Raw genomic sequence first — 24,411 nt, 5'->3', positions numbered from 1 at the left:
TCGATGTTGAGTTTAACCCCTACCCGGAGAGTCATCATGACCAAAATAATGGCAACAACAAGTTTAATGCTTTTATCATTTTTTAGTGTATTTGAGGCAAGCGCTACACCGCTAAGCACGCTAAACAGATACATCGATCATTGTTATAAGGATACCTTAGCGAAAAGTGTGCTGCCGTCAGACAGTGCTTGTTTAAAAGTGATTAAAAACAAACGCACAACTCGCAAAAACAAAGCTATCGCCTTGCATAACCTGGCAGTACTACAGGTTCGCAGCGGAGAATTAAATAAGGCAAAACACAGTTTTGAGCGCGCAGTGGCGTTAAATGGCAAGCAAGCGGCCAGTCTGTTGGCATTGGCGCAGTTCCACTTTTCTCGGGAGCCTGAGATGGCACAACAATACGTTACTCGTGTATTGGTTTTGGAGCCGCAAGATAAGCTGGCAATTGAATTGCAAAATAAACTACGGATGCAGCAACAATTACTGTCAGGCACGACTGTAAAATCTGCAGTGCAGGTCGCCGAGTGATAAATTTACCTGATTGCTACAAGGCTGTAGCAATCAGGTCGTAATTATGAGGTTTGATACTTAATAATGCGTATTTTATAAAGGAAAAGTGACTCAAATTTGTTATTCTGCAGAGCATCCGCGATTCTCTACTCACCTTCTCACCATGCTACAAACTTTTCTGACTTGTTCACGCCTCGGGCTGATATTGTTGTGTCTTTTCAGCTATTCGGTGGCTAGTGCTAATCCTTTCAAGTCGCAATCGATTCAGTATTTTGGTGCTTCCGGGAAATACGCTTTTAAAAATGATTACTTTTTGCAGTTGCTTGAGGGAGCATTGGCAAGCACTGAAGCGCAATATGGCGCCTGGAAGCTAAGTCAATTTGCAACCCCCATGAATCAAAGTCGCGCTATCGACAATATGGCGCAGTCCTGTGATTTTGATATTCAATGGCATATGACCACCTCCCTCCGGGAAGAGCAAATGCGACCGATACGAATACCATTATACAAAGGGTTGTACGGTTATCGTGCTTTGATGGTTCATGTCGACAGCAAACCACTGTTTGCTGATATTGATTCCCTTGAACAGCTACAGCAATTTCTGGCGGGCCAGGGACACGACTGGCCCGATACCGGAATACTCAAACACAATGGTTTTAACGTGCAAGGGGTAAATAACTATCACGGCTTGTTTGATCTTTTGGTGCAGAAGCGAATAGATTATTTTCCTCGCAGTGTGGCAGAAATAGGTGAAGAGTTGACGATGCATGCAGAGAAACCACTGTTAAGTGACACTCATATTTTGTTGTATTACCCTGCGCCCATTTATTTTTTCGTTTGTAAGCAGCATGACATCCTGGCTAAGCGGCTCGAAGAAGGCCTTAAAAACATTATCCAAAATGGCCTGTTCGATGAGGTCTTTAACGCCAGCGGCGAGTATCAAAGCTTTCTCAAGTTGGGTGGGTTTAGCAACAAAATTATCTTTGAGCTTGAAAACCCGTTGGTTTCCAAAGCACATTTACCTCAAGACAAGCATCTATGGCTGGTGCCTTAGAGGGGATGGCCGTCAATGGGTTTTCAGTTTACTTAGCAAATTGTACAGTCTCTTAATGGCTTCATCGATGGCACGGGAACTCTGTTCTGATGCCTGAGATAAGGAAGACACCTCTTTAGTGGCATCTCCTATAATGACCATATTGCGGTTGAGTTCAGCGCTTACAGCACTCTGTTCTTCAGCAGCGGTGGCCATTTGCATCATGCGGTTACTGATTTCCGATATCTGCTCAGCAGTTTCCTGCATTTTGGCAAAAGCTTCCTTAGAGCGTTCAGAAGCGAGTCCGGCCTGCTCATTGCCCTTTTCAATAATATTTACTGTGGAGTTCACTTCCCCTTGTAAGGCATCAATGACGCTAGCAATTTCACTCACTGAGTCTGCAGTTTTGGAGGCCAATGCCCGAACTTCGTCTGCAACCACGCTGAAACCTCTACCGTGTTCTCCTGCTCTTGCCGCTTCTATCGCCGCATTGAGAGCTAGCAAATTGGTTTGCTCTGCGATTGCGCCAATAACATCGAGAATTTTTTTGATATCCAGGCTGCGAGAAGAGACCGCTTTGACCGCTATTGAGGCCTCCGACATTTCCTGAGAAAGTTCACTAGCACTTTGTGTAGACAGAGATACCTGTTCTTCAGTTTGTTTGACGCTATCATTGGCTTTGTCGGCATTATTAGCGGCATCCGCCGCCGTGCGAGCCACTTCCTTGGCTGCCTCAGACATCTCTGTAATGGCAGTCACGACACTGTCCACTTCAGTGAGTTGTACCTGTATTTGGGCGTTAGTTTGTTGGGCTTGCTCCCGTGTGGTTTTACTACCATCCAGAACTTGCTCACAAGCCATTTTAGCCTGATCTAATAGTTCCCTTACTTTCTCTCTAAATAAGTTGAAGGCGTCAGATAGTTGCACCAGTTCGGCGTGAGATTGAACAGTGATATCTTGGGTGAGATCGCCGCCTTGACCAGCCAATTCGGTCATCTTGTCAGCAATGAGTTTTACTGGCGAGACAATGCTGCGGGTAAACAAATGAACAAGGGCTAAAGCGACTAAGGTTAATATCACGGCAACAGTTATCAGCGATGCCATTAACGAATTGATGTTGTCGGAAATCGTACTGCTGACCCGCTGTGCAGGTGCAAGCGCTTTGTTAACGTCTACGCCTATGACCATTTTCCACTGAGTATTGGGGGTTGTCAGTGGAATGTCCCGTGTTACATACATCATGTCATCAATGATTAACGAGCCTTTGTCAGTACCCAATGAGAGAATGCGTTCGCTCGTTAGCGGGTCCCTGAAGGCTTCTTTGAACGGCCTCGCGAGTTTGTCCGGTGCCTCGGTCGCTGCGGCGATGATATTGTCCTGACTGATCACATAGACGGTTGAGTGACCTTGATACAAGGACTGCTTTAACGTTTCTGCTGATTGCTGCAATATGGGTAAATTCAAATCAACACCTACGACACCTCTGAAGCTTCCGTTAGCCACAACAGGATAAGTGAGGCTGGTCATGAGCTCTTCGTAACCCGGCCGTATCTCGTACTTGTAAGGATTGATAATGCAGGGCTTTTGCGTATCTTTTGCGCATAAAAACCATTCTGCAGCCCGGAATCCAAATTCATCGAGGGTGGCATCAAATTTTTCTTCAGCATCTTCGATCACTTCCTGAGTTATGGAATTGTCGGGGTTGCGCACAAAATAAACTTCAAAGCTACCATTGCCTTCAACGGAGTGCTCGAAACCACTCAGAAATTCTGCACTGCGGCCATCGAACTTGTCTTTTTCAAACTGCGCATAGATGGAAGAGGTCGGGCTAAAGCGCAATAAGCCGGAGGTTATGTGCTCTACTTGATCGCGTGTTAGTTTTAATGATGAATTTGGTGTTGCGATGCTCTGTTCTATTTGTTCACCGAGGATTCTGGGGAAGGTATAGGCTTTTTCAATCGCCATGGCAATTTCCGCCGCTTGCTGCGAAGCCCTTGCGGCGATCGTGGTCTCAATTTGTTCGGTAAGCTCGCTATTTACCTGCTCAACAATTTTTTTCTCTGTGTTTATCAGTGAGTAGTAACTTACTAACATGAGGATGAGTGCTAGAGCAAAAAGTAGTGTACCGACTACGGCCACGAGTTTGACTACAAGGCTGACTTTGGTGACAGACATTCTCTTCTCCCGATGGCGTTATCAGAGGGACTAAAAGCTGAAGGTTTTGCTTATGGTAGCGAGCAAACGGGTATCGCCATAGGTATCAAGGTCGGTACCTTCCAGGGTGATACTGGCATCGAAACCACTCAGGCTAAATTCTGAGCCAATGCGCCAATGGATGTAACTTTCATCACCCGGCTCCCATTCAAACTCCTCGTAATCCAGGCTTTCGGAACGGTCAACTGCAACGACCAGCGAAGCGTTTTCGGTAACGGGGTAGCTATAGCTCAAAGCGGTGATAATATGTCGAGCCCCGGTGCCAGCGTAATCAGGCGCATACCAGACTTTCACTTCAAGGTTGTCTGTTCCCATCGCTGCAGCGACTTCAAAATAGTTGCTATCATCACTACCGCTACCACCGTGATAGCTGTAATACAGCAGTGATACGTCGTACCATCCGCCGTTTTCGAATTCACCGTAATAGCCGCCATAAAAATCCACTTCCAGATTGGTGTCATCACCAAAATCTACATTAGAGGCCCAACTACCAAAATAGACACCTGACTCCAGAGAGAAATCAATACTGCCTTGTAATGCCGGACCTTCGTCGGTTTGGGTTATACCGTTAAATAAGTAGTCTGAGGCAAGCGTGATAGTCGCTGAGCGTTCCATGGCAACGCTATTAAATGAGATGAAGAGCAGCAAAAAAATAATTGAACGGTTGAGCATCAATAATCCAGCCTTGCTAGTGATTTTCTAATTAGTATAGCAACGCTGGAATAATTGCCGCATTTTTGCGCAAATAAGTTTAAGGTGCAGTGTTGGATTAGTTTTCTTGCATTTGTTTCAGTTTGCTCATCACCGTGCTGAACACTTCACTGGTGCGCTCGGTTTTGGCTAATGAAGTATTGAAGGCCTCCGAGGAGGTATCGACGATATGGTGAATGCGCGCTTCCTGGTCTTCTTCAAGGCCGAGGCTTGGCAGCAACATATCAAGGTCCGACATCATGGCGCGAATGGTGTTAGCGCTGCCGTCCACACTGTGTTGCAAATCATCGGAAGCTTTCGCCAGTAGGGTGGTGATATCTTTCACTGATTGTTGCCAGTTTTCTGCATCCACCAGAGCTTGTTGCTTATTCAACGCATCGGTTTTCACATCATATGCTTCCATCAGGAAACACAAACTATCTCTCAGGCGCCCCGTTTTTTCCTCGTCTTCAGGCATGTTGAGGATAAGTAGTGAAGTATCACCAAAGGTAAATATACAACGCTGACCTTTGGTCCAGATGCGCTCCGTCTTACGCACAACGCTGATAATTTGTTGTTCCATTGGGGTGCTGACACGTCCTTTGGAAGCTTCAAATACAGGCTCGTCCGACATCTCATAATACAAGGTGGCTTTGAGAGAGAATTCTGCCATACAGGCGAAGATAGCCGTGGATAATTCGGCAAAGGTATTGGCTTCTATTACCCCTTGAACCCCTTTCATGATGATACCCATTTCGCTTTGTGCAGACATGGCCTGAAAGGCGGTTTGGCTGGCGTAATCCAGTTGCTGTTTTAATCCGGATTTGGCATTGAGTATGTCCATTGCCGAGCGGACTTTGGCCGAGATCTCGACCATGTCATAAGGCTTGTTAATGTAATCATCGGCACCTGCTTCCATTCCTCGGATGCGCTCTTCTACGGAGGTTTTGGCAGGCAGAAAGATGGTGTAAGTAACACAGTGGCTATAGTCGTTTTCTATCGCTTCGCAGATTTCATAACCCGTTGGGCCGGGAAGTAAGGTCTCCAGGATAACCAACGTTGGCATGTCTGGACTGAGGGTAGCCAGCATTTCCCGTCCATCAGAAAATACCTCTACTTGATAATCATCTTCCAGCATTCCTGCCAGCAAATCTTGACCGATTTCATCGGGTTCAACGATGCAAATTCTTGCGTTGGACATGTTTCTCTCTTGTCACAAATGCTCAGCTTGGCAATCTGTTATTGTGGTTCAACCGAGCTTTTTTACAACTATACCTTAGTCTTACATTGTGTAGTATTTTCTACACAAGTTTAATTGCCTGCGCAACCAGGCAATTCTCTGGTAAACTGCGGCTGTTTTATAAGCGCAATAACTAGTTATAAGGGAAAGTCGTGACGCAACACACTGAAAATCAGTCCAACACCTCAGAAACTACTCACTTTGGCTATAAGCAGGTAGATAAACAGGAAAAGGTAAATCTGGTGGCCGACGTATTTCATTCGGTGGCGGCTAAGTACGATATGATGAACGATCTCATGTCGATGGGAGTGCATCGCTTGTGGAAGCGATTTACCATTGATTGCAGTGGCGTACGCAGTGGCCAACGAGTCCTGGACCTGGCTGGTGGAACCGGTGATCTAACAGCTAAGTTTTCCCGTCTGGTGGGAGAGTCAGGCAAGGTGGTGCTAGCCGATATCAATGGCTCTATGTTAAAAGTTGGCCGCGATAAGTTAAGAGATATGGGTATTGTGGGCAATGTTGAGACCGTTCAGGCCAATGCTGAGTGTTTGCCCTTCCCGGATAACTACTTCGATATCGTTACCATTGCCTTTGGCTTGCGCAATGTTACAGATAAAGATGCTGCCCTGGCGTCTATTTTCAGAGTATTAAAGCCCGGTGGCCGTCTACTAGTTTTGGAGTTTTCCAAACCAGAGAATGAACAATTTGGGAAATTATACGATTGGTATTCGTTTAACATTCTTCCTGCTATGGGGAAAATGGTGGCTAACGATGCTGACAGCTATCAATATCTTGCCGAATCCATCCGCATGCATCCGGACCAGGAAACCCTTAAAGGTATGATGCACGGTGCTGGCTTTGAGCAGGTTACTTATCATAACCTGACCGGTGGCATAGTCGCCTTGCACCGTGGATTCAAGTTCTGATGCCTGCGGCGCAATTATTGTCCTCGGTTCTTGAGTCAGCAATCAATAAATTGCTGACTATGGACGATGCAGCTCCCAATAAACTGGCTAAATTGCACGGTAAGCGATTACAGGTGTCTTTGTCTGAACTGCACTATGACTTACTGTTTGTGTTTTCATCTTCAGTAGATGTGCTCAGTGTCGCCAAAATGACACCCGAACAAGCCAATAAGCTCCCTGATGACATTGATTGTTTGCTTGCTACCAGTTTATTCACTCTGCCAGAGTTAAAAGATGTGGCTAACATCACTCAACTGATTAAACAGGACAAGTTAAATTTGTTGGGCGATATTCAGGTGGCTCAGCAATTTAGTCACGTTTTAAAAAGTGTCGAGATTGATTGGGAAGAGCAACTTGCAAAATATACCGGCGATGTCGTGGCTCATGAGCTATCTCAGGCGGCGCAGCGTCTGAAAAAACACTTTTTGGGTTTTCTGCAACGAACGGAGACCACCTTGCGTGATGCCGCACTAGAAGAGAAAAACATTGCCGCCACTGAAGCTGCAGTGGATGATTTTTGTGGCCAGGTAAGTGCTGTGCAGCAGCGCACACAACAACTCGAATCGCGTCTTTCACGCCTCATTGAGCTCGCTAAATAACAGGATTTACGGTGCGAATTATCAGAATCTACACCATAGTTTCAGTTTTACTCCGATATGGGTTAGATGAACTCATTCCTAAAAAATTCAGGCCTTGGTATTTTTCACTGGTGCGCATGAGTTTGTTTTGGTTACGCAATCGCTATCCTGAAAAAACACAAGGGCAGCGCTTGAAGTTGGCGCTGGAGTCCCTCGGGCCGGTATTCATCAAATTCGGTCAAATGCTGTCAACCCGGCGTGATTTGCTAGATGCTGAACTGGCAGATGAATTAGCGTTACTGCAGGATAAGGTGACTCCATTCGACGGTGAAAACGCCAAAGCCATGATAGAGCAGGCCTTGAAGTTATCCGCTATCGATGCATTGTTTGACGATTTTCAGCTGCAGCCCTTAGCATCGGCGTCTATCGCCCAGGTGCACAGCGCCGTATTAGAAACCAACGGTCAGCAGGTGGTGATAAAAGTCACACGCCCAGATATTAAAACCACCATTGATGCCGATATTGAGTTGATGCGTATTTTGGCCAAGGTGGCGCAACGAGCACTTCCCGACGGCAGACGACTTAGACCGGTGGAAGTGGTGGAGGAATACCGCAAAACCATATTGGATGAGTTGGATTTGTCTCGAGAAGCCGCCAACGGCAATCGGTTGCGCAATAACTTTGAGAATTCCTCCGAATTATATGTGCCCAAGATTTATCTCGATTACTGTCGCAGTAATGTGCTGGTGATGGAGCGTATTTCAGGGATCCCTGTAGCTAATGTTGCCGAACTAAATGGCAATAATACTGATTTGAAATTATTGGCAGAAAGGGGCGTAAATATCTTTTTCACTCAGGTATTTCGAGACAGCTTTTTTCATGCCGACATGCATCCAGGAAATATTTTTGTCTCCCGTGAAAATCCGCAGTCGCCGCAATACATTGCCATAGATTTTGGCATTGTGGGCACCCTGAATCGCGAAGACAAACGTTATCTGGCGGAAAATTTTGTGGCTTTTTTCAATTCCGATTATCGCAAGGTGGCTGAGTTGCATGTGGATTCGGGCTGGGTACCAGCTACCACTAACATCGATGATTTCGAAATGGCCATTCGGTCAGTGTGTGAGCCGATATTTCATAAGCCCTTGGCTGAGATTTCCTTTGGCCAGGTATTACTGCAATTGTTTAATACTGCGCGCCGCTTTGACATGGTAGTGCAACCACAACTGGTGTTACTGCAAAAAACCTTGTTATACGTGGAGGGCTTAGGCAGGCAGCTCTATCCGCAATTGGATTTATGGCAAACCGCAAAACCTTTCCTGGAAAACTGGATGAAGGAGCAGGTTGGCTGGTCTACAATGATGGGTAAGGTAAAAAGCAATTTGCCTTTCTGGAGTGAAAAACTGCCTGAAATACCAGAGTTGATATTTGACAGTCTGAAGCAGATGAAGCGTTTGCCTCAAAAGCAACAGCTTTGGCATGAGCAGCAGTTATTGCGACAGAAGGAAAATACCAAAAGCATTATCTATGCTGTGGGCGGAGGAACCTTTATTCTGGTCGGCGTGCTTTTGCCCCTTTATCAGTTACCGTTATGGGGGGCGGCAATCTGTGCCGCCATTGGGGTTGGCTGCTGGGTTAAAACGGTTTATAAGCTTTACGATTTTTGATCAAACAGGCTCTTCTCCAAAGTGCGCCTGATACACTTTGAGCAATGCCTCGGGCTTTTTGAAGCCGCAACGTTGCGTCACATCCTGAATTAAACAGCCTCTTGCAAATAGGTGTTTGGCCAGTTCCAGCCTTTTCTGAATAAGGTACTGTTTTGGCGTGCACCTGGTGAGGTTGTTTACACGACGAAAGAACTGTCGTTTAGACAATGAAAATTGTTCAAAATAGTCTTCAAATCGAAAATCTGGATTAGCAATTTCGGTTTCCAACAGCCTGTTAAGTTGAGCTAAAAAGACGGCGTCTCGTGAGGGTTGAAATGAGACGTTTTCTTGTATTTCCTGGCGCAGTGTTTGCGCTCTTTTGGCATGGTGAAGTCGTTTTGCGCTTTCAAGTAAAATAGCATTATCAAACGGTTTTTTAAAAAATACTTGGATATCCAGGTCCAGTGCCCTAAGCCTGTTTTTGGTGGTGTCTTGTGCCGTTAAAACAATAATGGATAGTGTGTGTAAGTCTATTGATTTGGCCAACTCAGACAATAAATCAAAGCCGTTTTCTGAGCCTTGTACCGGATCTAAAATTAGCACATCGGGTTGCCACTCCAATACTTTCTTGATGCCCGAAACCAGGCAAAACATGCCGATACAGTTGAAGTGACAACTCAGGGTTTGGGTCAGGCTCATCTGAACTTCGGGACAGGGATCCAGAATTAAACACTTTGGACTATTTGTTTCTGGACCGGCTTTGTTTAATACGGGCTCCTGAAACAGGTCGAAAAATACTTGAGGTGAGAGATCATCCCTATCACTATGAGAGCTCAGGGTGGTCTTCTTAAAACTGCCGAGTACAAGCTCCATTAGACAGGGAGGCGCTAATTGTTGGCCAATGCGAGTTTGGGCTTGTAGTTTTTGAGCAAAGTGGGCGGCGAGAAAATACTCCGGATGTTTTTCCGGGTTGGATATCTCCACGGGAAAGGGTAAGTTGTCCTCACAATGGAGCGATACGACTAACTTACCTTGCTGTTCAGCCAACTGCCATGTTAATCGACGATGAGACGGCGTTTGTTGCGCCACTAAATTGTAGTAAAAAGAGAGGTATAGTAACAGGGCTTGCTCCTCCACAGGCAGGATGTAGTCCACGTCGTTTTGGGATGACAAGCGAGCACGACCACGCCCATCTTGTTGGGACAGCTGACGCAACAGCGTTGTTAGTGCCTGTATTAAGGAACATTGCTTTGCGGTTTGAGCGCAAGTCTCAATATCAGATGATAGACCGGCGTGATGGGCGTGTTGAACTAATTGCTCAATTTTGTGAATGCTGGACTCTGTTGCAATGGCTTTTTCAAGCAAATCAGTCTCGATTTTTGTTTGTTGGAACCATTCCATGTAGTGGTTTTTAATCACACCAATGGAATTACTCAAATCTTGCGAGATTGAGGCGAAAAACTGGTGTCGCGTCTCCTCCAGTTGTTTGTTCTCTCTGGTGAGATCCCGGATGCGCACCTCTTGTTCCGAGAGGATGTGATGTAAGCTACTTTGTTTGGCATGACACTGAATGAATTTATATTTTTCTGCTTTTAACTTTATCTGAGTCATGATGGCGTATGTCAAAACGACAGCACAGCCTAATAGCAAAACAAGCAAACACTCCAAAGATGGACTTAATGATGTAATACCTGTCATTGGGTCGCTACCCTCATAAATAGATTTTGTTTTCTCTCCTTGTTATCGCGATTATTCAAATGAAAAGCATCCCCCTTGAAGAGGTAAAAAATATACCCTCTGATAAATAAAACAATAAAAGGCCGAACAATTCAAGTTACATTTTTTAACGAAGCCGTATTCAATTGTTTACAAATGAAAGGATTACTGTATCGCACTAATTATTTTTTTGTCGGCCATTAGATATTCAAAGTGACATCGTAAAAATCAATAAAAACAGAGTGTTAAAATGGAAATTTAAATTTCAGCATGAGGTCTTACCAGTTGTTTGGGGGTGTTTATTGTCATTCAATTAAGTAGTTTGTTGGGTAAATAAAATGCTCGCTTTGAAGTTTGTGACAAAGTTCTGTGAACCACAGGGCTTTTTACAAAACAGGAGAAGCGTGTTGCGAACCATCAGATCACTCAACGCTAGATTGAGGCTCCTTGTTGGTTCGGGAATTTAAATCCAATAACTCGAGCGCTTATCACTTAGTTTTGTATCAAGCAGGCAGTGAATAAGCCCTCAATGAACGACAGGAACAATATCAATGTCTCATAAATTCAATAAGGTCGTACTAGGCTTAGGCTTTTCGTCTGTTTCTCTGTTTGCCAGTGCAGTCTTTGCAGCAGAAACTGAATCTGCTAAAGCGCCAGTTAGATCAGCAGTGGAAACACAGGTTCAGGCAAACCAGGCGCCTATGTTGGCGGAAATGCAACAGCGTTACATTGTCATTTTCAAAGATGATGCGGTAATGGGAGATGCTGAATCAATAAAGCTAAATGGCGGCGTTTCACTGTTTGACCGCCAAGGTAAACTGGATGTACGACTGGCCAATGAACACCTGCGTAGTTTAGGAGCGACACCTATTAAAGCCATTGAAAGCCACAATATGATGGTGGTGAACATGGATAAGAAAACCTTTAATACGGTAGCCAACCATCACAGTGTAGCTACTGCAGAGGAAGATCCTAAACGTCATTTGATGGCACAAACCACGCCTTATGGCATTCCCATGGTGCAAGCTGACCAGCTATTCCAGAATAATCTTAGTGCCAGAAAAGTTTGTGTTATTGATACTGGTTATAATCTCGGTCATCCAGATTTGCCGGATCAAAATAATGGCGCTTCTGGTGATGCGAACAACGGTAGTGTAGGTAATTGGTATAATGACGGTAATGGTCATGGTACCCACGTTGCTGGCACAATCGCGGCGTTGGCAAATAACGAAGGTGTGGTTGGTGTTTATCCGGGTGTAGATATTCATGCAGTTAAAATATTCAATGACTCAGGAAGCTGGACATTTGCTTCTGACCTCATCACTGGTATTCAGCAATGTGCCGACGCGGGTGCAAATGTTGTAAACATGAGTTTGGGTGGCGGTAGTTCTTCTACAGCAGAGTCGAATGCCATGCAGAACTTCGCAGACCAGGATATCCTGTTGATTGCAGCAGCAGGTAACGATGGTAATAGTAGCTTTTCATACCCTGCCTCTTACGATGCGGTGGTATCCGTGGCCGCGGTAACTTCCAGTGAAAGCCGCGCCAGCTACTCTCAGTATAATAGTCAGGTAGAACTGGCAGGTCCTGGCTCCTCGGTTTATTCCACTTATCCCACTAACTCGTATGCGACCCTGAGTGGTACTTCAATGGCGACGCCTCATGTTGTTGGTGTTGCCGCTTTGGTGTGGAGCTTCTTCCCTCAGTGTAGCGCCGATGAAATCCGCTCTGCATTACAAGCTACCGCGAAGGACAAAGGTTCAGCTGGCCGTGATACTCAATACGGTTATGGCATAGTGCAATCGGAAGACGCCTACAACTATCTAAATACTTATGGTTGTGCCGGTGATGGTAATGGTGGTGGAAATGGTGGCGGCGGCGGTAATGTCGATCCGGTAAACGGCTCTATCTCTAATCTGAGTGGGTCGCGCAATGCATGGGACCGTTATACTTGGGAAATCCCAGCAGGTGTTACTACTATGTCGGTTAGCATTTCAGGTGGTTCTGGCGATGCAGACTTGTACATGCGTTATGGAGCTGATCCGACTACTAGCACCTACGATTGTCGCCCTTATACCTCGGGCAACAACGAAACCTGTACCTTCAACAACCCTGCGTCAGGCACCTGGCACGTTAGTATTCGCGGTTACAGAGCATATAGCGGTGTAACTATGTCATATAGCTACGAGTAATAGCCCATGGTTTGATTAGCTTCTTTTATGTGTTGGGAAGCTAACTAGTGCAAGCACCGGAAAGGACTATTCCGGTGCTTTTTTCGTTACCTTGGCGTTAATAGTCGCCAAAAAAGCCCTCTACCCTCAGTGCAATGCCATAAGAAGCACTGAAGCTCTCATCCCTTCGCCACAAAATAAAAGGCTCTAATTCAAAATACAGCCACTCCCTCAAAGCATTTTTGCGCCAACGACTGCTGATCAGATATTCCTCGATACGGTAGTTTGGTTGACTCAACCCTTCCAGATAAATACCTGTGATCAATGCTGAGGAGTCGGAAAGCTGTTGCATCGCATAGAGATTGTGTTGCCATAACCAATCGTTAGTTTCATCTCTGAAGAAGAAATTGTTATCCAGGCGCATTACCGAAAAGTCGGCCAAATCTTGCTCCAATTGCACACCAAAATGACTGCCCAAGCCTTCCTGACTGTAAAAATAGCCTGAGATCTCCCAACGATAACGCTGAGATTCGCTGAATTCACCGCGCGCGGCATAGCGTGTGCGAGCATATGGCTGCGCTTTACGACCGACACCGATACGATGCGACCAGACACTGTCTTTTGATTGCGGGTGGGTCCATTTCAAGGCCAGATTGAAGCGATTTTGAGTGGACAGTACTTCATTTTGTGCCGCTTTAACGGGGGCACGCTCAAGATCTTCGTCAAAGTCACTGAATACGATATCCACCTGATTTTCCAGGTTGGGCAGATTAAATTTAACCCGAATTTTCGTTTCAAACTCCATAATGTCGCGGCTGCGAGGTTCCCAGCCTAAACTGATCCTTGCTCCGCCATTGGGCAGTTCATCGATGTTAAAGTTTTCGTCTGCGAAGAAATCATCTAACCAAACTGCCGTGCTGTTTACCGAACCGGTCACACTGTCATGCAATGAGTCCAACCAAGGTTGCTGCTCTTCTTCAGCTAAGGTTACTGGCGCACATAACATGCCGACAATCATGAAAATGGTAATGTTTTGCAACAATCTGGTTAACCTTCCTCTGTCTATCTAGCATTGATTTGTATGATAATGACGTAGGTTATTGTCATACTGGTGTTATCTAAGTGTGGTCTAAAAACACTGAGATCAGCAAACCCTAATTGTTGCTAAGAGTGTGAACCAGCTAATAAAAAATACTTTGTTCCCTGTATTTAGCGGAACGGGTATACTACAGGAAAATTTTAAGGAGAGTCGTTATGGGTGGCATCAGTATTTGGCAATTGCTGATAATTTTCGCCATTATCGTGTTGTTATTCGGAACTAAAAAGCTTCGCTCGTTGGGGTCTGATTTGGGTTCTGCGGTGAAAGGCTTCAAAAGCGCTGTAACGGATGAAAACAAAGCCGATGCAGACTTTAAAGAGCCGCAAGGCGTGCAAGATCAAAGCAATCAGCAACAAACCACGCAGAGCAAAGAAAAGCAAAACGCTGAATAATCAGGTTAATGGCGCATGTTTGATATTGGCTTTTGGGAACTGTTAGTTATCGGCGTAATTGCGCTCTTAGTGCTGGGCCCGGAAAGGTTACCCGGAGCGATTCGCTCAACCAGTCGTACTATCCGCAATATCAAAAATGTGGCTAATGGTTTTCGTCAAGAGATTGAGCAGCAAGTGCGTATCCATGAATTGCATGAGAACCTGAAAAAAGCTGAAGAACAGCAGCTAAAAAATCTGTCTCCAGAACTCCAGGAAAGTGTTGACGAACTGAAAGCTGCGGCTGAGTCGGTTAACCAACCATATCGAAAAGATCCTCAATAAAAAATGTCTGACGCTGTTACCCTTATTGACCACCTGGTGGAGTTGCGCAATCGTCTGCTTAAGGCGGTACTTAGCGTACTTTTGATATTTTTAGGGCTGGCATATTTTGCTCAGGATTTGTATGCGCTGATGTCGCAGCCCCTGATAAATGCCATGCCAGAAGGCGCGCAAATGATCGCCACGGATGTGGCCAGTCCATTTTTTGCCCCTTTTAAATTAACTCTGGTACTGTCGTTCTTCATTGCCATACCTTATGTCCTTTATCAAGTTTGGGCGTTTGTGGCGCCGGGACTTTATAAAAACGAGAAAAAGCTGGTGGCCCCTCTGATGCTGGCCAGTACGTTTTTGTTTTATGCTGGTATCGCCTTTTCCTATTTCGTTATTTTCCCACTGGCGTTTCCGTTTTTTATTGGTGTCGCACCTGAAGGGGTGGTGATCAGTACCGACATTAACAGCTACCTGAATTTTGTATTGAAGCTGTTTTTTGCCTTTGGGGTTTCTTTTCAGATCCCGATAGCCATTATTCTGTTGTGCTGGACGGGCTTTACTAGTGCCGATAGTTTACGAGAGAAGCGCCCTTACGTAATAGTAGGTGTTTTTGTGGTGGGCATGTTAATGACTCCGCCAGATCCCATTTCCCAAACCCTGTTGGCACTGCCAATGTGGCTTTTATTTGAACTTGGTGTCATGATCGGTGGTCTATACGCCAGCAACAGAGAAGACTCTGAGGCAGACGAAGAAGAAAAAAGGATAGCGAAATAAAATGAAATTTACCTTAATAGCCTTATTTGCTGCGGTTACCCAGCTAGTTAGTGTCAGTGTACAAGCAGAAACGTTGGCGCAGGCCATGGAAAAATGCCGTTCGGTGAGTAACTCAGTGAAGCGTCTTGTTTGTTATGACCAATTAGCACAGCGCGCTAACAATTTGGAAGACTCGGAGCTGGCTGAGTTTTACGCCAATCGTCCGGTTGTGGTGGCTTCTCCTGACGCGCGACGCAATGCAGTGAATAATGAAGTGCAAACGGCACCACAAAATAGCTTTGGTTTGGAACAGCAGTTAGCCGAAAGAAAAAGTGCTGAAGCCTCTGAACTGCGATCTGTAGTGGGTAAGATAGAAAAGAATCCACACGGCAAGCTGATTATTACCTTACAAGATGGCCAGGTTTGGCGTCAGACTGATTCTGAGCGTATGAGTTTGTCAGTGGGTGATAGTATTGTGATTAGTCGAGGCTTACTGGGAGCGTTTTATCTCTCGAAGCAAGGAAACAATCAGAATATCCGCGTAAAACGCAAAAGCTAATCGCAAAAGGGACTCGCTCTGCTGTTTGATATCGGCGTCAATTTAACCAATAACCGATTCAATGACGATCTTGATGAGGTGATTCAGCGCGCCTGTGATTCGGGCGTTGCAGGTTTGCTCATCACGGGTACTTCTGAGCGGGAAAGCCAAGCTGCACTGGAAATATGCCAACAGTATCCGGATTATTGTTGGTCTACTGCCGGAGTACATCCCCATGATGCCGCACAAGTGTCGGCTTCATATATCGACATTTTGCGACAATTAGCCAGTCAGCCCGGGGTAAAGGCGATTGGTGAATGTGGCCTCGATTTTAATCGCAATTTTTCCCCTGCTGAAGCACAAATCGCTGTGTTTAAACAACAAATTGCTTTAGCTAGTGAGCTGGAATTACCTTTGTTTTTACACGAGCGAGACGCCTGGGATAGCCAGATGGAAATCCTGTCTGGGGTTAATAATCTCAGAGGGGTGGCTCACTGCTTTACCGGTACCACTGAGCAAATGCAGGGCTATTTATCGCTGGGTTTATATATTGGTGTCACTGGTTGGTTATGTGATCCAAAGCGCGGTGAATCCCTGCGTGAAGCGCTGGTTCATCTACCGTTAGACAAATTGCTGATCGAAACGGATGCACCTTACTTAACTCCTAAAACCTTACCCGGAAAAATCCGACGCAATGAACCTTGTTATTTACCCCATATCGCCGAGACGATAGCTGAAATTAAACAAGTTTCAGTGGCAACCATCGCTGAGGTCAGTAGCGCCAATGCTGCGCGTTTGTTTGGCCTTAAATTGCGGTGATATTCGAACCTGAACGGAGATCTTTAAAGTGACTTTTCCCCTTTTTCCCGCCGCCAGAATGCGCCGTATGCGACGCCAGCAATTTAGCCGAGATTTGATGTCTGAAAATCAATTATCGGTGAAAGATCTTATCTATCCGATGTTTGTGCTGGAAGGCAAAAATCAGAAAGAAGCAGTACCCTCTATGCCAGGTATTGAACGTTTGTCAGTGGATTTGCTCTTGCAGGAATGTGAAACACTGGTAGCGCATGGTATACCGGCAATTGCGTTATTTCCGGTAACCCCGCAGTCGGCAAAAAGTGATAATGCCGAGGCGGCTTATGATGCAGATGGACTGGCGCAACGCGCGGTTAGAGCGGTGAAAGCACAGTTTCCCGAACTCGGGGTGATCACCGACGTGGCACTGGATCCCTTTACCAGCCATGGTCAGGATGGTTTGATTGATGCTTCAGGTTACGTGCTCAATGATGAAACCGTAGAAGTATTGGTAAAACAAGCCTTGTCTCATGCCGAAGCGGGCGCGGATGTGGTGGCGCCTTCAGATATGATGGATGGCCGCATTGGCGCCATAAGAGGGGCATTGGAGCAGGCAGGTCATATCAACACCTGTATTATGGCTTATTCAGCTAAGTACGCGTCTCATTATTATGGTCCGTTTCGCGATGCAGTGGGTTCAGCGGCTAATTTAAAAGGTGCTGATAAGAAGAGCTATCAGATGGACCCGGCAAATTCTGATGAAGCCATCAGAGAAATTACCTTGGATATTCAGGAAGGCGCCGACATGGTCATGGTGAAACCGGGTATGCCTTATCTAGATATCGTCAGACGCTGTAAGTCTGAACTGGCGGTACCTACGTTTGCCTATCAAGTGAGCGGCGAGTTTGCCATGCATCAGGCGGCCTTCGCCAATGGTTGGTTGGCCAGAGAGGCGACTATTCTAGAGTCACTACTGGCATTTAAGCGCGCGGGCGCCGATGGTATTTTGACTTATTTCGCCAAAGAAGCGGCTCAGCTTCTTAAGCCCTGAACGATGAAAAACTATTCTAATCGAAGCTGAGCAGCCAGTTTACCGACTTAATACTTTGCTGCTCTTCGTTTAATAAATGGCGTAACAACGGGTTATTAGCCAGATAGTTTTCGCTAAAGCGCAGTTGCCACAAATTGTCACTGATCTCGATATCCGGCACGGCAAAGCGCTGATCAATGCGTTGACTGCACAGAATAACGGCCAGGCGCAAAGTGCGGATTAATAAGTTCAATTGTTGTTCGTTGTATTGTGGATGTAGAGTTTCAGAGTGGGTGGCAGAAGGATTGGAACTGACCACTCTTGAAATCAGCTGTTTTTCTTCAAAGTTTAGCCACGACATATTGGTGTGTTGTAGCAGATACCGGGCGTGTTGTTGGTGGTTCTTAAAGCTTATCATCTGACCGGCTTCGTGTAACAGACAGGCATTCTGCAACACTTTTTTTAGCATGGCGTTAAGTTGCGGTTCTGGCTGGCAATTGGCCAGAATTTGCTGGCAACAGCGATATACCCTGTGTGCTTGATTTTCATCTATGCGCAGTAATGCTAATACTTTTTCCTGAGAGCGATTAAAAGGCGTTGGCAGTACCTCCGCTAATACTCCTTCTCGCAGTGCGCCTTGGGCGAGATGCATCTGTTGGATATCCAGTGATTCAAACAGTGCTATTAAAATGGCTAGCCCTGCCGGGAATATGGCACGTCGACTCTCTTGTAATCCTGTTATCTTTAAATTATCCAGATGCCAAGCTGAACAGCAAGATTGCGCCAATTGCTGCAAAAAGGGCAGAGTGATAGTGGCTGGCAGGTTTTGTGCAGTCAGTATCTCTACTATGGCTTGCGGGGTGCCAGACGCGCCCAGGCAATCGTGCACTTTTAGATCAGCAAACTCAGACAGTACCGGTTTAATCACTTCTTTGGCGGCATTGACGGCATTGCGAAAGTTGTCTTCGTTAAGCTGCTCATCAGCAAACCAGCGATTGGTCCAGGTGACGCAGCCCATATTTAAGCTATGCAGCAGGCTGGGTTGATTACCCTTGCCCCAGCCTAACTCGGTACTGGCACCGCCAATATCTATGACTAACGAATTACGATTACTTTTTTGGTCGCTGGTAACACCGCTGAAGATATAGGCAGCTTCTTCTTCGCCGCTGATAATGCGAATAGTGTGCCCAAGTAGTTGTTCGCCTTTAGCGACAAATTCATTTCGGTTGGTTGCCAAGCGGAGGGTTGCGGTAGCTACCACAATGATATTGCTTTTCGGTATGTACTGTAGCTGTTGGGCAAAGATGGCCAGGCAATCCCAGCCCCTTTGCATACTTGCAGCATCTAACAGGTTATTGTCATCCAGACCTGATGCCAGTCTGACTTTTTGCTTCACTCGATTGCGAATGCGAATACCGTTTGATGTTTCCTCTACTACTAATAAATGGAAACTATTGGATCCGAGATCCACGGCGGCATAGGTGTTGGCAAGCAAAGTCTGGGTCATCGATGTCTTAAATACACGCTACCTGTTGTTATGGCGCTTTTGATTGTTGCGTTTATCGCGATGTACTCGTTTGCGCTGAGTCCTTCTGGGAGGGGTAACATCATCAAGCAAAACATCGTGGAAATAATCAGTTACCGGAATCGTATGGCCAATATAGGTCTCGATAGCGGGCAAATTCAGTGCGTATTTCTCACAAGCGAAACTAATGGCGTGGCCACTTTTCCCGGCTCGTCCGGTTCGGCCAATGCGGTGTACATAGTCTTCGGCGTCATCGGGTAAGTCGTAGTTATATACGTGAGATACTTTGTCTATATGCAGTCCACGGGCTGCTACGTCCGTGGCTACCAGAATATCCAGATGACCTTTGTCAAAATCTTCCAGAATATTCAAACGCTTTTTCTGTGGCACGTCGCCACTTAACAGACCTGCTCGGTGTTTGTCGGCATTCAACCAATCGGTTACCAGCTCACAGGTGTGTTTAGTATTCGCGAATACAATGGCTTTCTCAGGCCAGTCTTCTTCCAACAGAGTCAGCAACAGCTTCATCTTGTCGCTGTCGGAAGGATAAAACAGTTCTTCCACGATACGGCTGGCAGTGCGCTGTTCCGGCTCTACTTGCACGTGCACCGGGTTGTCCATATGCTCGTAGGCCAATTCCTGAACGCGGAAAGACAGTGTCGCTGAAAATAACATGCTCAAACGATTTACCGCAGGCGGCATACGACGGAATAAAAAGCGAATGTCCTTGATAAAACCGAGATCAAACATCCGGTCGGCTTCATCTAATACCGCCACCTGAATGTTCGCCAGGCTGAATACCTGCTGTTTGTAATAATCGATTATACGGCCCGTAGTGCCGATAACGATATCTACGCCTTTTTGCAGTGTTTCTTGTTGGCTTTGGTAACCTTCGCCCCCATAAATGAGACCAAGGGAGATATCAGTATGTTTCGCGATTATTTCTGCATCTTTGTGGATCTGAACCGCTAATTCACGCGTAGGAGCCATAATGATAGCGCGTGGTTGCCCGGTTTTATCCTTCTCATGAGTGAGCAGATAATTAAAGGTGGCCACCAAAAACGCAATGGTCTTACCCGTGCCCGTTTGAGCCTGTCCAGCAACATCTTGGCCGTTTAGCGACTGGGGTAGAGCCAGCGCCTGGATTGGGGTGCAGTGTTCAAAACTGGCTGCCTGAAGTGCCTCAAGAATCTTGGGGTGAATGTTTAGATCCGAAAAGTGGGTCTCTGTTAAATGTGTTGTTTGCATAGCTTATTGCTTATCAACCCTTGCATATTAATCCAGTTGCTATAAAAATAGCGCAACATTGGTTTCGTATCACATTCGAAACCACAAGCCTAACGTGGAGAGTTTAATGAGTGATAAAATAGTCACCTTGTCTGATAGTAGTTTTGAAAGCGATGTAATCAAATCAGAAAAACCTGTTTTGGTAGACTTCTGGGCTCCATGGTGTGGCCCATGCAAAATGATTGCTCCCATTCTTGACGCTATCGTAGAAGACGACAATTTCGCCAGCAAGATAACAGTTGGCAAGCTGAATGTCGATGATAATGTTGAGACTGCTGGCAAATACGGCGTGCGCGGTATTCCTACTTTACTGATTTTCAAGAATGGTGAAGTTGCTGGTACAAAAGTGGGCGCGTTGTCTCGCACTCAATTGGAAGAGTTTATCAACGAGTCTGTTGGTTAAACTTCTTCAAGGCAGTTGCCTGTCTGGCGACTGCCATATTTCTTCCCTTTGCGTTATTAAAACGCGCTAGTCTTCCTGATTTTTCTTGGCATAATCCGTTTTAACAAAGGTACACACCAGTTCAGCTAAAATTTGTCCTGCTGCTCGCATTTGCGCTGCGCTTGAGGCATCCGGTGCGGCTTCTGCCAAATGCAGATATTTAACCTTGGGCAACATTGCCATTTCAGTAACATAGTACAAGGCATCTTCGTAGGGCATACCCGCGGCCGTTATCGCGCTGGCTGGCATATTGGTTAAGCAATCCACGTCTAGTTCTATCCCTATGGGTAGACCCGAATGCATCAGGTAACGGGCGCAATCCTCCAGGCATTGGTCAAAGTTTAACTTGCGGCTCCAATGGCTGTCCTGAATACTGATCCAGCGGAAGTCATACTCTCGCATGGCGTTCAGTGCATCTTGGTTATTCTTTTGTTCGTGTAAGCCCAATACCATGTAACGAGAAAGGTAATTTTCTGTTGCCGCATAGCGGAACGGGTTGCCACTATGGCGACCTTCAGTTGCTCTGAAATCACTATGAGGGTCGAGATTAGCCACAGCCAACGGCAGTTGTTCGGCTTTACTACAGGCTTTGATTATGGGATAGGCGTTATTATGACCGCCGCCAATTACAACAGGGATAAGGTGGGCTTCAAATACTTGTTGTAGCAAATGGTGTACCCGACTGTCTATTTCGCAACACAGGTTGCGCAGTGTTTTTATATCGTCTGGATTTTGCTCGGCAGATGCCTGCAAATCAGAAAAATCAAGCTCTCCCAATAAGGCTATTTTTTCGCTGGGAATAAATTGATTGTGTTGCAGATTCACAAAGCTGTGCAGAAATGCTGGCCAACCGTTTTGTGCTCCGCCATTGCCCAGATTGGCTCTCGGGCCGATATCTTCGGGTAAACCAAGCAGCACATAATCAATGCCTGATGCTTTCAGCGCCTGAAAATCTGTGTGTTGGGCAAAGCACAGTACTTCACCTATTTTGGTTTCACCGGCCCGTTGTTTGAGCAAATTAGCGATATTGTCCAGGCAGGAAAAGTTGAGTCCGGAAATGTTCATGATTGTCCCTGCGAAAGATTATTCGATGTCCAGCGGCTCAGGAGACAAAACGATACCGGTATTATCGGCATAAATATGATCTTCCGGTAAAAAGGTAACACCAGCAAAATTAACCGCGATATCGGTATTTCCAACTTCATCGGTATCGGCACCTACAGGAATGGATGCCACAGCGTGAATACCAATATCGGCGTCTTCTAATATGTCTACATCACGCACTGCACCGTAGCAGATGATGCCCTCCCATTGATTCTCTACCGCAGTCTGAACATTCATGGCATCCAGCAGCGCCCGTCGGTTAGAACCGCCGCCATCAATAAGCAAGACTTTGCCCGCTCCGTTTTCGTTCACGATCTGATCAATCAATCCTTTGTCTTCGAAGCACTTGATGGTAGTGACTTCTCCACCAAAAGAGCTACGCCCCCCATAACTGATAAAAATGGGATCAAGTACATCGATGCTGTCAGCAAACATGTCGCAGAGTTCAGAAGTGTTGTATTCCATGGTAGACCTTCAAGGGCATTTTTTTCTTAGTCTACGCCAACTCATGGGCTTTGTCAGGCCATTACAATAAAAGTCAGACAAGTGAAGGGTAAGCAATGGTTTCTTGATATCAATTGTCATATTAGTGTCTTTTTTGTGTCACTGGAGGTTAACAATTCGCCACTATTCTTGGCAGTCATAAAGGATAGATTTAAATCTGACAAGTTTAATAAACCTATGAACCTGATAACTCGCGTAGATACACAACTATTTCAATGGCTGTTCAGCAAAAGCACTGGACGGGATTGCACTGTGTTCCGCTATATTTCAAAGACGGGTGATGGGCATATTTATCTGTTACTGGCATTAGTGCTCTGGATGTTTGAGCCAAACCAGGGGGCGCTGTTTCTTTACACGGGCTTGTTGGCTTATGCCATGGAGCTACCCCTATATGTAATGCTTAAAAACCTATTTAAACGCGCCAGACCTTGTGATTTTAATTGTAATGTCAGGGCGCACGTTCAACCTTCAGATAAATTTAGCTTGCCTTCTGGCCATACCGCAGCCGGTTTTTTAATGGCGACGTTATTAGCCCATTTCTATCCCTCTTTCGCCGTGCTTGCCTATGGATGGGCGAGCATGATTGCGTTGTCTCGAATCATGTTGGGTGTGCACTATCCCGGCGATATTATCGCTGGCGCGAGCCTCGGTGTGGCCATTTCTACTATTAGTATTGGTATTTTGGCCTGAACCACTTCCACTAAAACAGCAAAACCAGAAAAATAATGACATTAAAAATATTATACGGTGTCCAGGGCACCGGAAACGGACATACTACGCGTGCACGTGTAATGGCAAAGGCATTTAGTCAGCGCACCGACGTAAAGGTAGACTACCTGTTCAGTGGCCGCCCAAGAGAAAAGTATTTCGACATGGAAATCTTTGGTGACTTCCAAACTCGAAAAGGCCTGACATTCGTGCATTCTGATGGTGCGGTGGATCAGTTTAAAACGGTTATGCAAGCCAGCCCCTTACAGTTAATCAAAGACATTCGCGGATTGGATTTATCGGGTTACGATCTGGTACTCAATGATTTTGAACCCATCAGTGCCTGGGCATCAAAGTTGCAAAAAGTGCCCAGTATTTCCATCAGTCATCAAGCGTCTTTCGGCCATGATGTGCCCAAAGCGGGGCAGTCCTTTATTGATAAACTCATTATGAACAGCTTTGCGCCTACAGCCATGAGTTTAGGGGTGCATTGGTATCATTTCGGGCACAGCATTATGCCGCCCTTCATTGAAGATCAGATTTCTGAAGTTTCACCAGGTAGCCACTACCTGGTGTATTTGCCTTTTGAAAGCCTGTCAGATATCGATACTTTGTTGGAAAGCCTGAGTGAATATAACTTTATGTGCTTCCATCCCGACGTCGAAACCGAACGTGATGATGGCCATGTATCATGGCGTAAACCCAGCAAAGCTGGATTTCACAAAGCCTTACACAGCTGTGCCGGTGTCATAGCCAATGGTGGTTTTGAGTTATCCAGCGAATGTTTGCAGTTGGGCAAAAAGCTATTGATTAAACCCTTACACGGCCAGTTTGAGCAGTTGTCTAATGCCAAAACCCTGGATACTTTAGGCTTGTGTCGCATTATGATGCGTCTCGATCAGGAGCGTCTGGAGCAATGGTTGGATGAACCCGCTGGTGAGGCCATTGAGTTTCCAAGCGACCCCAGTATCCTGATCGACTGGTTGGTGGAAAAGGATTGGCAAAATACTGAATCTGTGGTGCAGAAGCTGTGGCAACAGGTTAAGTTTCCCGACAGAGTACAGCGCAAGCTGAGTGCTATGAGCAAAGCCTGAGGCATTCGCGAAACTCCGCCATAACGTAGCTTTTTAAACTATGGCGTGATAAAACAAAGGCTATCTGC

At 45.9% G+C, this 24,411-nt stretch carries 24 protein-coding genes; 15 read left to right on the top strand and 9 right to left on the bottom strand.

The window, feature by feature from the left end; translation table 11 throughout:
• Positions 1-36: 36 nt before the first annotated feature.
• Both AABA75_RS20720 and AABA75_RS20715 read left to right on the top strand, forming a co-directional pair.
• A complete protein-coding gene (locus tag AABA75_RS20720) occupies positions 37-528 on the top strand; it encodes a tetratricopeptide repeat protein (RefSeq protein WP_338294641.1) in 492 nt (163 codons plus the stop codon).
• 211 nt (positions 529-739) lie between these two features.
• On the top strand, positions 740-1,564 hold the full coding sequence (locus tag AABA75_RS20715; RefSeq protein WP_338294640.1) for a hypothetical protein: 825 nt from the start codon (positions 740-742) through the stop codon (positions 1,562-1,564).
• A 12-nt stretch (positions 1,565-1,576) separates the two neighbouring features.
• On the opposite strand, the gene AABA75_RS20710 is transcribed toward AABA75_RS20715, so the two are convergent.
• From AABA75_RS20710 to AABA75_RS20700, 3 genes are all read right to left on the bottom strand, one after another.
• Positions 1,577-3,718, bottom strand: coding sequence for a methyl-accepting chemotaxis protein (locus AABA75_RS20710; RefSeq protein WP_338294639.1), 2,142 nt, complete (start codon positions 3,716-3,718; stop codon positions 1,577-1,579).
• 30 nt (positions 3,719-3,748) lie between these two features.
• Entirely contained in the window at positions 3,749-4,372 is a 624-nt protein-coding gene (locus AABA75_RS20705) for a TorF family putative porin (RefSeq protein ID WP_338294638.1), read from the bottom strand.
• 154 nt (positions 4,373-4,526) lie between these two features.
• On the bottom strand, positions 4,527-5,648 hold the full coding sequence (locus AABA75_RS20700) for a response regulator transcription factor (protein WP_338294637.1): 1,122 nt from the start codon (positions 5,646-5,648) through the stop codon (positions 4,527-4,529).
• 191 nt (positions 5,649-5,839) lie between these two features.
• Here AABA75_RS20700 and ubiE point away from each other — a divergent pair, with 191 nt between their 5' ends.
• Genes ubiE through ubiB form a run of 3 tightly spaced genes read left to right on the top strand, consistent with a single transcriptional unit; the run spans position 5,840 to position 8,897 of the window.
• The gene (ubiE, locus tag AABA75_RS20695; RefSeq protein WP_338294636.1) at positions 5,840-6,613 is read left to right on the top strand and encodes a bifunctional demethylmenaquinone methyltransferase/2-methoxy-6-polyprenyl-1,4-benzoquinol methylase UbiE; all 774 of its coding nucleotides are present in this window, start codon (positions 5,840-5,842) and stop codon (positions 6,611-6,613) included.
• Positions 6,613-7,251: a ubiquinone biosynthesis accessory factor UbiJ gene (locus tag AABA75_RS20690; RefSeq protein WP_338294635.1), complete on the top strand. Its 639-nt coding sequence runs from the start codon at positions 6,613-6,615 to the stop codon at positions 7,249-7,251. The genes ubiE and AABA75_RS20690 overlap by 1 nt, the downstream gene beginning before the upstream one ends.
• Positions 7,252-7,262: 11 nt before the next feature.
• Entirely contained in the window at positions 7,263-8,897 is a 1,635-nt protein-coding gene (ubiB, locus tag AABA75_RS20685; protein ID WP_338294634.1) for a ubiquinone biosynthesis regulatory protein kinase UbiB, read from the top strand.
• On the opposite strand, the gene AABA75_RS20680 is transcribed toward ubiB, so the two are convergent.
• Positions 8,898-10,574 carry a helix-turn-helix domain-containing protein gene (locus AABA75_RS20680; RefSeq protein WP_338294633.1) on the bottom strand — a complete coding sequence of 559 codons (1,677 nt, stop codon included), beginning with the start codon at positions 10,572-10,574 and terminating at the stop codon, positions 8,898-8,900.
• 569 nt (positions 10,575-11,143) lie between these two features.
• On the opposite strand from AABA75_RS20680, the gene AABA75_RS20675 reads away from it, so the two are divergent.
• Positions 11,144-12,784 carry a S8 family serine peptidase gene (locus AABA75_RS20675; protein WP_338294632.1) on the top strand — a complete coding sequence of 547 codons (1,641 nt, stop codon included), beginning with the start codon at positions 11,144-11,146 and terminating at the stop codon, positions 12,782-12,784.
• 97 nt (positions 12,785-12,881) lie between these two features.
• Here AABA75_RS20675 and AABA75_RS20670 read toward each other — a convergent pair whose 3' ends face one another.
• Entirely contained in the window at positions 12,882-13,805 is a 924-nt protein-coding gene (locus AABA75_RS20670; protein WP_338294631.1) for a hypothetical protein, read from the bottom strand.
• A 212-nt stretch (positions 13,806-14,017) separates the two neighbouring features.
• Between AABA75_RS20670 and tatA the strand changes: the two genes are divergently transcribed.
• Genes tatA through hemB form a run of 6 tightly spaced genes read left to right on the top strand, consistent with a single transcriptional unit; the run spans position 14,018 to position 17,700 of the window.
• Complete coding sequence (tatA, locus tag AABA75_RS20665) at positions 14,018-14,254, top strand: Sec-independent protein translocase subunit TatA (protein WP_338294630.1); 237 nt, start codon at positions 14,018-14,020, stop codon at positions 14,252-14,254.
• Between the two features lie 15 nt (positions 14,255-14,269).
• Entirely contained in the window at positions 14,270-14,575 is a 306-nt protein-coding gene (tatB, locus tag AABA75_RS20660; RefSeq protein WP_338294629.1) for a Sec-independent protein translocase protein TatB, read from the top strand.
• 3 nt (positions 14,576-14,578) lie between these two features.
• The gene (gene tatC, locus AABA75_RS20655; RefSeq protein WP_338294628.1) at positions 14,579-15,337 is read left to right on the top strand and encodes a twin-arginine translocase subunit TatC; all 759 of its coding nucleotides are present in this window, start codon (positions 14,579-14,581) and stop codon (positions 15,335-15,337) included.
• Between the two features lies 1 nt (position 15,338).
• A complete protein-coding gene (locus AABA75_RS20650) occupies positions 15,339-15,875 on the top strand; it encodes a hypothetical protein (RefSeq protein WP_338294627.1) in 537 nt (178 codons plus the stop codon).
• An 18-nt stretch (positions 15,876-15,893) separates the two neighbouring features.
• Entirely contained in the window at positions 15,894-16,673 is a 780-nt protein-coding gene (locus tag AABA75_RS20645; protein WP_338294897.1) for a TatD family hydrolase, read from the top strand.
• Between the two features lie 28 nt (positions 16,674-16,701).
• Positions 16,702-17,700, top strand: coding sequence for a porphobilinogen synthase (hemB, locus tag AABA75_RS20640; protein WP_338294626.1), 999 nt, complete (start codon positions 16,702-16,704; stop codon positions 17,698-17,700).
• A 16-nt stretch (positions 17,701-17,716) separates the two neighbouring features.
• On the opposite strand, the gene AABA75_RS20635 is transcribed toward hemB, so the two are convergent.
• Complete coding sequence (locus AABA75_RS20635; RefSeq protein WP_338294625.1) at positions 17,717-19,186, bottom strand: guanosine-5'-triphosphate,3'-diphosphate pyrophosphatase; 1,470 nt, start codon at positions 19,184-19,186, stop codon at positions 17,717-17,719.
• A gap of 18 nt (positions 19,187-19,204) precedes the next feature.
• Positions 19,205-20,452 carry an ATP-dependent RNA helicase RhlB gene (gene rhlB, locus AABA75_RS20630; RefSeq protein WP_338294624.1) on the bottom strand — a complete coding sequence of 416 codons (1,248 nt, stop codon included), beginning with the start codon at positions 20,450-20,452 and terminating at the stop codon, positions 19,205-19,207.
• Positions 20,453-20,558: 106 nt separating this feature from the next.
• Between rhlB and trxA the strand changes: the two genes are divergently transcribed.
• Positions 20,559-20,894: a thioredoxin TrxA gene (trxA, locus tag AABA75_RS20625; protein ID WP_338294623.1), complete on the top strand. Its 336-nt coding sequence runs from the start codon at positions 20,559-20,561 to the stop codon at positions 20,892-20,894.
• A 66-nt stretch (positions 20,895-20,960) separates the two neighbouring features.
• Here the strand turns inward: trxA and AABA75_RS20620 are convergent, their stop codons facing one another.
• Positions 20,961-21,998: a formimidoylglutamase gene (locus tag AABA75_RS20620; RefSeq protein ID WP_338294622.1), complete on the bottom strand. Its 1,038-nt coding sequence runs from the start codon at positions 21,996-21,998 to the stop codon at positions 20,961-20,963.
• Between the two features lie 18 nt (positions 21,999-22,016).
• Positions 22,017-22,502 (bottom strand): ribonuclease E activity regulator RraA, encoded by a 486-nt coding sequence (gene rraA, locus AABA75_RS20615; RefSeq protein WP_338294621.1) that lies wholly within the window; start codon positions 22,500-22,502, stop codon positions 22,017-22,019.
• Positions 22,503-22,718: 216 nt separating this feature from the next.
• Between rraA and AABA75_RS20610 the strand changes: the two genes are divergently transcribed.
• Together AABA75_RS20610 and AABA75_RS20605 are read left to right on the top strand one after the other, a co-directional pair.
• Positions 22,719-23,231, top strand: a complete 513-nt coding sequence (locus AABA75_RS20610; protein WP_338294620.1) for a phosphatase PAP2 family protein — start codon at positions 22,719-22,721, stop codon at positions 23,229-23,231.
• Positions 23,232-23,266: 35 nt separating this feature from the next.
• Positions 23,267-24,343, top strand: coding sequence for an MJ1255/VC2487 family glycosyltransferase (locus AABA75_RS20605; protein WP_338294619.1), 1,077 nt, complete (start codon positions 23,267-23,269; stop codon positions 24,341-24,343).
• The last annotated feature ends 68 nt before the right edge of the window (positions 24,344-24,411 follow it).

It is taken from the genome of Planctobacterium marinum (assembly GCF_036322805.1).
GTDB lineage: Bacteria > Pseudomonadota > Gammaproteobacteria > Enterobacterales > Alteromonadaceae > Planctobacterium > Planctobacterium marinum_A.
This window is presented reverse-complemented; position numbering and strand designations above follow the sequence as displayed.

Excerpts from the sequence above, each read along its gene's own strand:
- AABA75_RS20720 (WP_338294641.1), top strand. The coding sequence starts at position 37 with ATGACCAAAATAATGGCAACAACAAGTTTAATGCTTTTATCATTTTTT.
- AABA75_RS20710 (WP_338294639.1), bottom strand. The coding sequence starts at position 3,718 with ATGTCTGTCACCAAAGTCAGCCTTGTAGTCAAACTCGTGGCCGTAGTC.
- AABA75_RS20705 (WP_338294638.1), bottom strand. The coding sequence starts at position 4,372 with ATGGAACGCTCAGCGACTATCACGCTTGCCTCAGACTACTTATTTAAC.
- AABA75_RS20700 (WP_338294637.1), bottom strand. The coding sequence starts at position 5,648 with ATGTCCAACGCAAGAATTTGCATCGTTGAACCCGATGAAATCGGTCAA.
- AABA75_RS20690 (WP_338294635.1), top strand. The coding sequence starts at position 6,613 with ATGCCTGCGGCGCAATTATTGTCCTCGGTTCTTGAGTCAGCAATCAAT.
- AABA75_RS20680 (WP_338294633.1), bottom strand. The coding sequence starts at position 10,574 with ATGACAGGTATTACATCATTAAGTCCATCTTTGGAGTGTTTGCTTGTT.
- AABA75_RS20675 (WP_338294632.1), top strand. The coding sequence starts at position 11,144 with ATGTCTCATAAATTCAATAAGGTCGTACTAGGCTTAGGCTTTTCGTCT.
- tatA (WP_338294630.1), top strand. The coding sequence starts at position 14,018 with ATGGGTGGCATCAGTATTTGGCAATTGCTGATAATTTTCGCCATTATC.
- tatB (WP_338294629.1), top strand. The coding sequence starts at position 14,270 with ATGTTTGATATTGGCTTTTGGGAACTGTTAGTTATCGGCGTAATTGCG.
- tatC (WP_338294628.1), top strand. The coding sequence starts at position 14,579 with ATGTCTGACGCTGTTACCCTTATTGACCACCTGGTGGAGTTGCGCAAT.
- AABA75_RS20650 (WP_338294627.1), top strand. The coding sequence starts at position 15,339 with ATGAAATTTACCTTAATAGCCTTATTTGCTGCGGTTACCCAGCTAGTT.
- AABA75_RS20635 (WP_338294625.1), bottom strand. The coding sequence starts at position 19,186 with ATGACCCAGACTTTGCTTGCCAACACCTATGCCGCCGTGGATCTCGGA.
- rhlB (WP_338294624.1), bottom strand. The coding sequence starts at position 20,452 with ATGCAAACAACACATTTAACAGAGACCCACTTTTCGGATCTAAACATT.
- trxA (WP_338294623.1), top strand. The coding sequence starts at position 20,559 with ATGAGTGATAAAATAGTCACCTTGTCTGATAGTAGTTTTGAAAGCGAT.
- AABA75_RS20620 (WP_338294622.1), bottom strand. The coding sequence starts at position 21,998 with ATGAACATTTCCGGACTCAACTTTTCCTGCCTGGACAATATCGCTAAT.
- rraA (WP_338294621.1), bottom strand. The coding sequence starts at position 22,502 with ATGGAATACAACACTTCTGAACTCTGCGACATGTTTGCTGACAGCATC.
- AABA75_RS20610 (WP_338294620.1), top strand. The coding sequence starts at position 22,719 with ATGAACCTGATAACTCGCGTAGATACACAACTATTTCAATGGCTGTTC.
- AABA75_RS20605 (WP_338294619.1), top strand. The coding sequence starts at position 23,267 with ATGACATTAAAAATATTATACGGTGTCCAGGGCACCGGAAACGGACAT.